Raw genomic sequence first — 12,710 nt, 5'->3', positions numbered from 1 at the left:
AAATAATTTATATATCTTTTGAGCATGTATACAAAATACATGTAACTCTATCTTAATATTGTACTGCCGATATTGCAAGTATTTTATCCTGAACATGGGCTGTACTGTGCCTCATTTCTGTCAGATCTGTCCGCATTTCTTCCTATATATATACTGCAGTGTTCCGTCCACAAACACGCCATCGCGGAAAGTCCCCGCCTGCATCAGTTCCCAGTCATCATCCTTCTGTTCTTCCACAGGCAGACAGGCGTATCCTTCCCACACTTTTCCGTCCCGGAAAACTGCGTCGCAGAGCCTGGTGCCGTCCTCGGCATACACCTGATAGCGGCTGCCCTCCCAACGGTAAGCGGTCACGCCGGAATTATACCGGTTCTTGTAACCCAGACGGAACTTCTTGCCGGTCAGACGGTGAAACAGATTAAGCATGGTCTGATTCAGCAAAGAGGTATACCGGATTCCGTCCAGCCTGTCGTAGTACACCGGATAAAACGGAAGAACCATCTGGAGAAATACCTCCTTCAGCTTCTCGCCGTCCTGCACCTCTCCCGGCTTCTTTTCCTCACTGCCCTTCATATCAATACAGGCAAAAAACGCATCCAGAATACGCGCGGCTTGAGGTGTGAGAGACTGCCGGATCTTATCATAATGTTTCTGCACTCCTTCCGATGGAAGATTGACTCTTGTCAGCTTATCCCAGCTCCCTCTTCGGTAATGCATAAACATTCGTTTAATCACCTGGGTCAGATATTGATAGAGCTCCTTTTTGGCGGCAGTGACCTCCGGATCTTCTTTTACCGGCTCTTTTTTCCTTTTCATTTCCACCGCATCCACCTGCAGATCTTTGATCTTTCTCTGTTCACTCTGAGCCTGCTCTCCGGACTTCTTTCCCGGCATCGCGGTCACCACAACAACCACGGCCGCGATAATGATCACAAGAGCAATGATAATTATGACAATTCCACTCATGTTCTACCTCCATCTCTTCTCTCTTTTTTAACATTATGTACTAATTTTATACAATTCGCGCTGAAATTTCAATATAATTCTATGCCGCAGAAGCCGCAAATTCCGGAAATTTCTGTCACATTTTTTCCGTTTTCGTCTGATAAAATAATAAAGATTCTTGTAAAACCCGCATATTAATGATATGATAAGCCATATTTTCAACGAGGGAATCCGTATGTTTGATTACTTTATTCAATTTAATATCAAAATGTTGCTGGTGCTTGTGGTCTTCGGCTTCCTCATGGGCCGTGCCAGACAGTCCGCCTGGCAGAATTTTTCCAGGAACGCCCGGGGATACTTTCTGCTGGATCTTTTTAATCTCATCGGTACGCCGGTTCATGAACTGTCGCACCTTATTTTTGCGTTGATCTTTGGATATCATATTGACAGTGTCTGTCTTTATCGCCGGGTGAAAACGGCCCGAAAGAACGGCGGCACCCTCGGCTACGTGAAAATGCACTACGAAGGCAGCGGGCTGCTCCACAGCCTCCGCCGGGATACCGGACTGTTCTTCGTCGGAGTCGGCCCGCTCCTGCTGCCGCCCCTGCTTCTTTTTCTCATCGGCCGGCTGCTGCCTGCCAGTCTTCAGGCGCTTCCCGGGGCATTTCAGAGCGGAACAGATTCTTTTTTTAAAGCCTTGCAACAGCTCGGCGGCACTGATATAATAATAATGTTTGCATATTTATATGTTATAATCAGCGTGTCCATGAACATGGAATTAAGCCGTCAGGACCTTCACATGGCCGCCAAAGGCCTGCTGGTTCTGGAACTGCTTTTTCTTTTTGTGTCTGTTTTCGCCCATCTGCTTGGCTGTAACCTGGACACATTCATTGATTTTCTTTTTCAGTGGAATCTTCTCATCGCCTCCATTGGCATCATCTGCGGTCTGACTTTTAACCTGATTTCACTGATTTCATCATAAAAAGTTCCGCCGGCGGAACTGTCTCGCCGGGAGCAGGGCGTCTGTCCCCGAAAACAGTGCCCCTGCGCACAAAATACATTTAAAAAGGAGTTTCTCAATGGGAGTCATTCGTACTATCAAAAAAGCAATTATCAAACGTTTAAAACTGATTTACAAACACTATCGCTACAAGATTTATTTTCCTCGTCTTTACCGGGAATACTGCAAAGATAATCCGGTTCATGAGAACAAGATTCTTTTTCTTGAGATGCGATTTGACAAACTCTCCAATTCTATGGAACATATGTATCATGTGATGGAAGAGTCCGGCAAATACGAGCTGGCAGAAGCCCATCTGCATTTTAATTTTTCCAGAGGCCGTGAATTCACAGAAAATGTAAAACATATGATCAAGGAGCTTGCCAACAGTAAATGTGTTATTTTAGACGAGGCATCCATTGTTCTCTCCTGCCTTCCTCTCCGGGAGGAAACCATGGCCATCAATCTGTGGCACGGCTGCGGCGCTTTCAAGAAGTTCGGACGAAGCACCGCCGAGCTTAAGTTCGGCGCCTCCGCCGCCACTTTGGATAAATATCCGAACTACGGCAATCTGGATGTGGTGACCGTCAGCAGCCCGGAAGTGATCTGGGCCTACGAGGAAGCCATGAACCTTCCAAAGGGCATCGTCCAGGCGACAGGTATCAGCCGTACAGATTTATTTTATGATGAAGAATTCGTAAACAGCCGGAAAGAGAAACTTTATGAAGTCATGCCGGAAGCGCGGGGCAGGAAAGTCATCCTCTACGCGCCGACCTTCCGCGGACACGTGGCCTCCGCCACTTCCCCGGACGAGATTGACTTCTACCGTTTCGCCAAAGAACTGGGAGATGAATATGTTCTCGTCTGCAAGCATCATCCTTTCGTCAAATGCCCGCCGGAGATTCCGGAAGAGCTGTCCTCTTTTGCAAGGGATCTGACACAAGAACTGACCATCGAGGATCTGCTTTGCAGCGCGGATATCTGTATTTCCGACTATTCCTCTCTGATCTTCGAATACTCACTCTTTGAGAAACCGATGATCTTCTATGCATACGACTATGAAGATTATTGTGACTGGCGCGGTTTCTACTACGACTATTTTGACCTGACACCGGGACCGGTGGTAAAAACCCAGGACGAGCTTCTGGATACCATCCACCATATCGACGAGCGTTTCGACAGACAGCAGGTTATCGACTTCAAGAATAAGTTCATGGGAAGCTGCAACGGACACGCCACAGAGAGAATTATTTCTATGATCAAATAGCGCGCCCGGCCGGTACGCCTTCCATAATATCGTCCGGCGGTACACAGGAAATAACGGTACCCTGCGGACAAAAAAGGGAGTGATTCGCTGAAATCACTCCCTTTTTTTGCACAGCGGCGGATTACTGTCGCAAAAGCGCCCCGCCGCAGGCGGAGAATCCTGCAAAACAGGATTCTCTTTCATTGAGAAATATTGAGTACAGACATTGAGACGTTTATATCAGATTAATGTAATCCCCTCCTTTCCATGCAGGCTTCATAGCTGAAACTTTCAGCCAGCGTCTTTAAGGAATCGAAATCCGCTTCCGGAGTCATACTCTTAATAACGGAATACAGATCCTCATAATTATAAGCGTTCACAGAAATACTGCGGGCCAGCGAATACATTTTCTCGTACTCCTCGCTGCTTTTTGCCGTCCAGAATCCCTGTTTCAGACGAAAGGCCCTGCCATTTTCACGAAAAGCATCGGCATTGCCGGTGATGGCATTATATAAAGCGGCAAATCCCGGACCAATCTCCGACTGGTATTTGCCAGCCACATAAGAAATGGTCCCATCTTGAAATCCGTAAGAATTATCCTCAGAAAAACAGTCAATCGTACCGCACTCTACCTTCACGGTATCCAGTGTCTCCATCAGCGGGCTGACCGGAACGGAGGACAAAACGGTTGTATAATCGCCGTCCTCGATCATTTTAGCGGCTGCCGCAGCGTTTTCTTCTCTTTCCAGATATCCCGGGAAAACGGTGACTTTTAGTCCGCCGGCCTCCACGGTGACCGTCTCCTCTGTCACCGCCAGTTCTTCCGCAGTCTGTTCCAACTCTGTTCCATAAATTTCCTGCAGAGTCTCCAGCATTCCCAGCGTACGCAGACGATGCATTTCATTATCCTCGGCGGCGCCGCCGGAAAGAATAAGATAGGTTTTCCCATCCTCTGCCATGGTCCGCGTCATATCCGCACCGGCTTCATATTCCAGTTCGCTTCCCGGCCCGATTTCTCCTATATAATAAGGATTTGACGCCACCGCCTCAAAATCAGCATCCGAAGACGTTGCAGAAGGACGAATCATATACATGTCGTGCTCCGCGCAGAACGCAACTTCTTTTTGCAGATCATAGGAGCCGAATACCATCACCCCTTCCGCTCCGTTTTCCGCACAGAGTTCCAGAAAATCCATCAGTTCTTCACTTCCTGAGATGCTTTCCGAGTACAGAAATGTCACATCCGGGAAGCAGTCTCCGATATAATGATCAAGATACTCTTTAAACATCATAACCTGCGCGTCTCTGATATTATAGGTGGCGACGCCGATCGTATGACTGTCCAGGCCGCTGGCGTCCGCCTCCCTCTTGTTCTGAGTGGCGATATCGTCGCTGTCTGTCGTCGCGCAGCCAAAAGCCAGAAACCCCAGCAGGATGACTGTCAGAAAAAACAGGATATATTTTCTCATATTCAATCACTCCATTCTTTTTTCATTCATGAAATAAATGACAGGCCACCTGATGTCCTTCTCCAATTGTCTTTAAAACCGGTCTTTCCGTCCGGCACAATTCTGTACAATGGCTGCAGCGGGTCTGAAAAGGGCATCCCGAAGGGATATCCAGAGGGCTTGGTATCTCACTGTCCACACGCCCGATTTTTTTGTTAAAATCCATCTTTGTGTCAAAGATCGCTTCTATCAGAGTCCGCGTATAAGGATGCTGCGCTTTCTCCACATCTTCTCCCGGGATGATTTCCACGATATTACCCAGATACATCACGGCCACCTGATGGGCGAAAGACTGGATCAGGCCCAGATCATGGGCGATAAATCCGATGGAAATATTTTTCTCCTTCTGCAGCCTGCACACCAGCTCAATAATGGTCTTTTGTACGGACACATCCAGGGCGCAGGTGGCCTCGTCCATGATGATCAGATCCGGTTCCAGCGCAATCGCCCGGGCGATGGCAATCCTCTGCCGCTGTCCGCCGGACATATTGTGGGGATAACGGCTGGCAAACTCACCGGGAAGTTCCACGGTCTCCAGAAGTTTCCGGGCCGTCTCCTCTTTCTGAGACGCCTTGATCCTTCCAAAATTCATGAGCGGCTCGCAGATGATATCCCGGATCCGCATCTTCGGATTAAATGACCCGCCTGGATCCTGAAAAACCATCTGGATATGCTGGCGGGTCTGCCGCAGCTCCTCTCCCCTCATTTTTGTCAGATTTTTTCCTTTAAAAAGAATTTCTCCTTCCGTAGGTTTATCCAGCCTGACCACAAGACGCATAAATGTGGATTTTCCGCAGCCGGATTCTCCGATCAGGCCCAGCGTTTTGCCTTTATAAAATTTCAGACTGACATCGTTACATGCCGTCAACACTCTGCCTCCCGGGGCAGGAAAACGCCGGGTCACATGCCTGGTTTCCAGCAGCAGATCTTTCTCATCAAACATAACGCACACCTCCCAAAGAAGGAACCGCATCCAGAAGCTCCTGCGTGTACACACTGCTGCCGCCCCTGAGAATCTGATCTCTGCCGCCCCTGTCCACAATCTGTCCTTCTTTCATGACCACGATCTGATCGGACATATAAGCGGCAACGCCCAGATTATGGGTCACCATAATGATACTGGTTCCATATTCATCCCGCAGTTCCATCATCTGCCGCACAATCTGCGCCTGGGTGGTCACATCCAGAGCGGAAGTCGGCTCATCCGCCAGCAGCAGTTTCGGCTGAAATGTCATTGCCATGGCGATGCCGACACGCTGTCTCATACCGCCGGAAAGCTGAAAAGGATAAGAATTCATAATATTATCCCCGTCCGGCAGACGCATGCGCTCCATCATCTCCATGCCTTTTTTCCAGGCATCTTTTTTGCTGATTTTTTCATGGGTGCGGATATATTCCACAAACACATTTCCGATTTTTCTGATGGGATTGAGCATAGCTCCGGAATCCTGAAAAATCATGGAAATGTCCGTGCCCCGAAGGGTTCTCCACTCCTCTCCTGTATTTTTCAGCAGGGACTTTCCTTCAAAAAGGATATCTCCCTCCGTTACTCTGCCGCCGCCGGGCAGCAGGCCCAACACCGCGCGGATCACAGTGGTTTTCCCTGAGCCGGATTCTCCCACCAGGGAAGCGATTTCCCCCTTATGGAGCGTCATACTGAAATTTCTGACTGTGGGACGCTCCTCATAGGAAATCGTGACATTTTTTATTTCCAGCATACCATTCGCCTCCTACTCATCTTTTGGATCCAGAACATCCCGGAGCGCATCGCCCAGCAGGTTAAACACAACCACCACAATGAAAATCGCGGCTCCGGGGAAAATCATCATCCATGACGCGTTCTGAATGAACTGACGCCCTTCGTTCAACATCAGTCCCCACTCAGGCGCAGGAGCCTTGGCGCCGAAGCCTAAAAACGAAAGCCCCGCCAGCTCCAGCATCATTCCCCCGATATCCGTAGCCGCTGTGATGACCAGCGTCGGGATCACATTTGGAATCATATATTTCCTCAGTATATAGGGCGTTCTGGAACCCGTCACCACCGCCGCGGCCACATAATCCCGGTTCCGGATTTTCAGTACCAGGCTTCGGGCCAGGCGGGCGTATTTGGTCCAGCTTACCAGAGACACGGCAATTACCGCATTTCTTATGCTGGCTCCCATGACACCGGCGATGGCCATGGCAAAAACCATGCCCGGGAACGATACCATCAGATCGGCGATACGCATGATAACGGCATCCACCCATCCGCCAAAATAACCCGCCAGCACTCCCAGCACCGTGCCCAGCACAAAGATAATGATGACAACAGAAAAGGCCGATACCAGACTGGTGCGGGCGCCGTAAATCACCCGGGTAAAAATATCGCGTCCCAGTTTATCTGTTCCGAAAATATGCTCTGCACTCGGGGGCTGCAGGGCGTCTGCCAGCACTGCCTCTGACGGACTGACGCCTCCTGTGATGACAGGCGCGAAAATGGCGGCCAGAATGATCAGAAGGGCGAGGAACGCAAAGAAACAGAAAGACTTGTTTTTTACAACAAAATTTTTAATTTTCATTTTCTCTACTTCTCCCCTTTCATCCGCGGGTCAACCAGATTATAGGAAAGATCCACCAGCAGATTGACCACCATGTAAATCAAAGATATCCATAAAACATATCCCTGGATCAAAGGATAATCATAAGCGGTAATGGCTGATACCGCCAGATTACCCATTCCCGGATACGTAAAAATCACCTCAACCACCGCGGTACCGCCAAGCAGCGAACCCATGGATAATCCAAGCATGGTCAGCAGGGGTAGCAGGGAGTTGGGAAATACATTGAGCCACAGAATTTTCCACTCCTTCACTCCCCTGGCCCTTGCGCCGACCACGTAATCCTGACTTAACTCTTCCAGAACCGCCGTCCGCACCTGCCTGGTATATTTGGCGGACATGGCAAAGGCGAGGGTAACGGCAGGGAGAATCATACTCTTAAAATCTCCTCCGGAACAGACAACCGGCAGCCATTTGAGCCGGACGCAGAAGAATAACATCAATAACAGTCCCACCCAGAAATTCGGCATGGAAACGCCAAAGAATGTAATTCCTCTCAGCCCGTAATCCAGAATCGTATTCTTATGTGTCGCCTGTATCATACCCACAGGAACCGACACGACAAGCATCAGAATCACGGCAAAAATTGAAAGTTTCAATGTCGGCCAGAGTCTGTGTAAAAGCAAAGCAGACACGGGATCATTATATGCGTAAGAAGTGCCAAAATCCCCGTGGAGACATCCCCACAGCCAGTCGGCATACTGTACTAAAACAGGACGGTTCAATCCCATGGCCTCCCGCGTCTGTTCGATAACTTCTTCACTGGGTACGATACCGGATGCTGCGTACATGGTCCGCACCGGATCACCGGGGGCCATATAGGTGATCAAAAATGACAGAAAACTGATTCCCAGCGCCACAACTACAATCTGAATCAGCCTTTTCCCCAATTGTTTCGCAGTCAACGTTTTCTCTCCTTTCTGCATCAACTATTATGATGAGGGCGTCAAAAGGTATTTTGACGCCTATGATACACGGATCGCTACGTGCTGACGCACTCCGCATGACCTTTTGACGCTTGTATCATATTATTCTGCGGCAGGATAAATTTCCGTTGTCAGCCAGTAATAGTCAGCAGTATGAATCGCAGCGCCGCCAATGGTGGAATTTCTGGATATCATCGAGCTGTTATAATACCCATGAACGATGACCACCGCATCGTCAATGAGAATCTGCTGCATCCGCTGAATGATATCCCGGCGGGCGTCCTCATCAAAGGTCGTGCTCAACTGGTTAAACAACTGATCATATTCGTCATTCTGATACCCGCAGTAATCAGAACCGGATGTGGAGCACCACGCCGCCAGATATTCCGTAGGATCTCCGGTTCCCACCGTCGTCCAGTTGGAACCGTTTAAGTCAAAGTCACCGGACTGGTAGCTGTCCCACTGGCGGGCGGAATCACCAATCTCCAAATCGACGCCGATGCCAATTTCGGCAAGCTGCTGCTGAATGGCCTCAGCGAAATCATCCAGACATCGGTTCTCATAAGTCACATAATGCAGGACGACTTCCTGTCCGTCCAGTTCACGGATTCCGTCGCCGTTGGTGTCTACGATGCCCGCCTCGTCCAGAAGCTCCACTGCCGCTTCCTGGTTATAGGAATACGGATCTGTCAGATTCTCATATCCATAATCCAGATTGGACGGCAGAACAGAATAACCGGAAGTATAAAGGCCGCCTACGGTAACAGAACACATGGTCTCATCGTCAAGGGCCATCTGCACGGCCTCACGCAGCGTCTTATTGGACAGCAGTTTCCCCTCCGCTACATTCATATGTGCCAGACCGGTACGGACACCGCTGGCAATGGTAACGGTAAAGTCAGGATTTTCCCGCAGTGTATTTAAATCATTGATATTGGTGACATTCTCAGCAATGTCCAGCTGACCGGACTGCAGCGCCATGGCTTTGGCGGAGGCGTCTCCCATGTACAGAAGTTCCACTGTCTCAAAAGGCACATCTCCATCCCAGTAATTTTCATTGGCTACCATAGTATAGCCCACTTCCTCCCGGAAGTTTGTGGCTACATATGGACCGGTACCGATCACGCCATGGTCATAATCCGTCGTATGTTCCACATCCACGATCGCCATGACCGGATACGCCAGGTTCTTGGTCAGATCCACATAGGGCTGTGTGGTCCTGATCGTCAGAGTGCCCTTGTCATTATCCGCAGTCAGTTCCGCCTCTTTCTCCAGATACACTTCCGGAGCGGAAGAACCGCTCTCACCGGCCTCAAAAAGGCGCTCAAAACTGGCTTTCACCGCCTCCGGCGTGAGATCACATCCGTCAGAAAACTTCACACCGTCCCGAATGTGAAACACCCACTCTGTGTGTTCATCATTTACCGTATACTCATCACACAACGTGTTTACCACATTCATGGAATCATCAAATTTGAACAGGCATTCTCCCACGCCGTAGCGGGAAAGATTCCAGGCGCAGTTGATCTCCGAAGCCGGATCCAGACCGCCGCCGCCATAATTTTGGATACCGAAAGTCATACTGCTGCCGGCAGCCGCGCCCTGCTTTGTCTGATACGCCTCCTGGTTTACCTCGTCCTCCCGGTTACCGGAAGCCGCTGCGGTGCTTCCCTCCGATTCCGAACCGGAAGACCAGCCGCATCCGCCCACACAGCCGGCGGCCAGCATCGCAGCCACCAGAACTGAAAGTATCTTTTTTGATTTTCTCATTCCTTCTACCTCCTGCTACATTATAAAACATCGAAACAAAATAGAATTTTGTAAAATATCGTATTCTCATTCAAGACTCTTTCGGAAGTCTTTCCTCATCGAATTCACATTTCTGTCCTGCCGCCGAGATTTCCGTGCAATCAATGTCATGAGGATCACTGCCAGCGCCCATGACGCCGGATAACTCCATGCCACGCTCCGGACAGATGGATGCAGATGCATGGCCGCCAGCATAAACAGAATCCGGAAACCGCAGAAACTTATGACAGTCACTATCATCGGAGCGACTGCTTTTCCGCAGCCCCGAAGATTGCCGCTCAGACATTCCAGAAGTACATAAAGGAAATACAGAGGAAATGTCACCTGGATGATGGAGACTGTCCGTGCAATTACCGCCGCATCTTTTGTAAAAATGTGGAGAAATACGGGGGCCGCCAGCATCAACAGGATGCCTGCCGCAAAAATCGCCGCAGAACCGCCCAGCATACAGATCCTGTTTCCCTTCCGGATCCGCTCCGGTTTCCCGGCGCCGTAATTCTGCCCCACAAAGGACACCACCGCCTGACCCATGGCAAGGATCGGCAGATAGAGTATCATCTCTGTCCGGAAATAAACCGTGAATGCCGCGATGGACGTCACCCCCAAAGTATTGATCTGGGCCTGTATCAAAATGTTGGAAAGGGTGATGACGATGGACTGAACGCCGGCAGGAACGCCAACCTTCAGTACGTTTTTAAATTCCCCGGGATAAAATCCGGGTTTTGACAGCTGCAGGGCATAGGGTGCACGCATCCGAACCAGATATATGACAGCGCACAGAGCCGCCGCTGCCTGCGAAATCACTGTGGCGACAGCGGTTCCTTCCACTCCCATATCCAGCACGGCAATACACACATAATCTCCGAGAATATTGAGAATCCCTCCCACGCATTGAAAAATCATCGGATTCCTGGAATCTCCCAATGCCCGGATCACGCCGCTGAGCAGGTTGTACAAAACCACCGGCACCATCCCCGCCATATAGACTCTGAGATAGAGCGCCGCCTGCCCCATGATGTCCTCCGGCGTCCCCATGGCTCCCAAAAACCATTCCGCTCCTCCGATGCCGAGAACCATCAGGATCGATCCGCCGCCGATCCCCACCAGGAACATGGTCTGGATCAGCCGGTAAAGCCGCTCCCACTGTCTGCCGCCAAAATACCGGGCGGAAAACACACTGGTTCCCACAGACATGCCGGTGAAAAAGCCAGTCAGACAGGTAATGATCAGACTGCTGGCGCCCACCGCCGCCGATGCCTCCGTACCCAGAAACTGTCCGACAAACACCAGATCCACTGTGGAATACAGCTGCTGGATCAGGCTGCTTCCAAAGAGCGGCAGAGCAAAGAACAAAAGACTTCTGGTCACATTTCCTTCGGTCAGATTGTCCGTTTTCAACAGATTTCCTCCCACAAATCATGAGACGCCATATCCATATGTTTTTTCCCGTGATGGTGCTCATGGGTGTGAGAATCCTGGTCAATCTCATCCACGCAGGTGTCATAATGACCGTAAGCTATGAGCGGCGAATCTTTCGGCACGGAATAGGAAATGGTCTGATACAGGATAATACAGTCCTCCTGAAGACGAACCTCTTCGATGATATTGCCAAAGTAATCCCGCAGCACTCCGATCAGCTCTCCTTTTCTGACCACATCTCCGGCGTTCTTCACCGGCGTCCAGCATCCCTCACTCTCCGAATCAATATAGTGGGTGTGGCGCATGTATACCGGCGTATACTTTCTGAACTCTTTCGGCGTGGTCAGCGCGCCCAGAGACCGGAGGATATTCCGCACATCCTTCCGGGAGGCTTCCGCCTCCTCCTCTGACCACATTCCCTTGCAGCCCCGCTCAATGAGCACCGACGGGATCCCCAGATATCCCGCATAATTGTAAGCGCCGCCGTCCGCCAGACCTGACTTCACATAGAAAGGAACATCCGCTTCCCGCGCCATGGCTTCCGCCTTTGCCACCGTCTCGGGCGCTGCGTTGCCAACACTGTAAATAAACGGCGTCAGATCTTCAAACCAGTCGCCATTGTGCACATCAATATAATACTGAATCCGGGAGAACAGTTCTTTCTCCATGAAATATGCCAGTTTGTCCGTAAAAGTCCCATCCGCACTTCCCGGGAAAACCCGGTTCAGATTCTTTCCATCCTCTCTGGATACACTGACCGTACGAGCGCGAAATCCGTTAATATTGACGATATGGATGAGAATCAGAACTCCCTTTACATTTTCCGGTGAAAGTTCCCTCGCCAGACCTGTCACACATTCGATACCTACATATTCCGCATTATGAATTCCTCCGGTAATAAGGATCGTATCACCGTCTTCTTTTCCATTAATAATGGTGATCGGAAGTCCTTCCTCCGTAAATGGAAGTTCCAGAAACCCGCTGACCTTCTGTCCGTTCTGTACCGTGAAATTTGCCAAATGAAATTCCATAAATATCCTCCTGTTAAATTACATTTAAAATTGTGAATTTGACTTTCAAAAAACAGCATTCCCTCCTTCTGTTCATAAGATACCAGCGCAACAATTGAACCCGTTGGCGGACACAACAATTCAAAGACTCGCGGAGCCTTTCTCAGACAGGAGCCTTGTCACATCTGAGAAAATGACATAATACGTCCTCCCCAAAACCTTTTTGTTCTGTCAGGCATACGGCGTCCGA

At 49.9% G+C, this 12,710-nt stretch carries 11 protein-coding genes; 2 read left to right on the top strand and 9 right to left on the bottom strand.

Translation table 11 applies throughout. From position 1 onward, the window contains the following. Positions 1 to 120 precede the first annotated feature (120 nt). A complete protein-coding gene (locus B5E53_RS00215) occupies positions 121 to 966 on the bottom strand; it encodes a hypothetical protein (RefSeq protein ID WP_087311603.1) in 846 nt (281 codons plus the stop codon). 214 nt (positions 967 to 1,180) lie between these two features. Here B5E53_RS00215 and B5E53_RS00210 point away from each other — a divergent pair, with 214 nt between their 5' ends. Both B5E53_RS00210 and B5E53_RS00205 read left to right on the top strand, forming a co-directional pair. Next, positions 1,181 to 1,927 (top strand): hypothetical protein, encoded by a 747-nt coding sequence (locus B5E53_RS00210; protein ID WP_087311602.1) that lies wholly within the window; start codon positions 1,181 to 1,183, stop codon positions 1,925 to 1,927. A 97-nt stretch (positions 1,928 to 2,024) separates the two neighbouring features. After that, the gene (locus tag B5E53_RS00205; RefSeq protein ID WP_087311600.1) at positions 2,025 to 3,212 is read left to right on the top strand and encodes a CDP-glycerol glycerophosphotransferase family protein; all 1,188 of its coding nucleotides are present in this window, start codon (positions 2,025 to 2,027) and stop codon (positions 3,210 to 3,212) included. A 224-nt stretch (positions 3,213 to 3,436) separates the two neighbouring features. Here the strand turns inward: B5E53_RS00205 and B5E53_RS00200 are convergent, their stop codons facing one another. From B5E53_RS00200 to B5E53_RS00165, 8 genes are all read right to left on the bottom strand, one after another. Continuing rightward, a complete protein-coding gene (locus tag B5E53_RS00200) occupies positions 3,437 to 4,660 on the bottom strand; it encodes a hypothetical protein (protein ID WP_087311598.1) in 1,224 nt (407 codons plus the stop codon). Between the two features lie 22 nt (positions 4,661 to 4,682). Beyond that, the gene (locus B5E53_RS00195; RefSeq protein WP_087311596.1) at positions 4,683 to 5,642 is read right to left on the bottom strand and encodes an ABC transporter ATP-binding protein; all 960 of its coding nucleotides are present in this window, start codon (positions 5,640 to 5,642) and stop codon (positions 4,683 to 4,685) included. Beyond that, the gene (locus tag B5E53_RS00190) at positions 5,635 to 6,417 is read right to left on the bottom strand and encodes an ABC transporter ATP-binding protein (RefSeq protein WP_087311595.1); all 783 of its coding nucleotides are present in this window, start codon (positions 6,415 to 6,417) and stop codon (positions 5,635 to 5,637) included. Before B5E53_RS00190 ends, B5E53_RS00195 begins: the two co-directional genes overlap by 8 nt. 12 nt (positions 6,418 to 6,429) lie before the next feature. Then, entirely contained in the window at positions 6,430 to 7,257 is an 828-nt protein-coding gene (gene nikC, locus B5E53_RS00185; RefSeq protein ID WP_087311593.1) for a nickel transporter permease, read from the bottom strand. A 5-nt stretch (positions 7,258 to 7,262) separates the two neighbouring features. After that, positions 7,263 to 8,186: a nickel ABC transporter permease gene (gene nikB / locus B5E53_RS00180; protein ID WP_343215564.1), complete on the bottom strand. Its 924-nt coding sequence runs from the start codon at positions 8,184 to 8,186 to the stop codon at positions 7,263 to 7,265. Positions 8,187 to 8,324: 138 nt separating this feature from the next. Further along, positions 8,325 to 9,992: an ABC transporter substrate-binding protein gene (locus B5E53_RS00175; protein WP_087311591.1), complete on the bottom strand. Its 1,668-nt coding sequence runs from the start codon at positions 9,990 to 9,992 to the stop codon at positions 8,325 to 8,327. A gap of 66 nt (positions 9,993 to 10,058) precedes the next feature. Continuing rightward, a complete protein-coding gene (locus B5E53_RS00170) occupies positions 10,059 to 11,429 on the bottom strand; it encodes an MATE family efflux transporter (RefSeq protein ID WP_162611721.1) in 1,371 nt (456 codons plus the stop codon). Beyond that, on the bottom strand, positions 11,426 to 12,481 hold the full coding sequence (locus B5E53_RS00165; RefSeq protein ID WP_087311587.1) for a M14 family metallopeptidase: 1,056 nt from the start codon (positions 12,479 to 12,481) through the stop codon (positions 11,426 to 11,428). Before B5E53_RS00165 ends, B5E53_RS00170 begins: the two co-directional genes overlap by 4 nt. Positions 12,482 to 12,710: the final 229 nt, after the last annotated feature.

The sequence above is a fragment of the Eubacterium sp. An11 genome (genome assembly GCF_002161065.1).
Classification (GTDB): domain Bacteria; phylum Bacillota; class Clostridia; order Lachnospirales; family Lachnospiraceae; genus Anaerobutyricum; species Anaerobutyricum faecale.
Note: the sequence above shows the minus strand (reverse complement) of the source record. Positions and strands in the feature narration are given on the sequence as shown.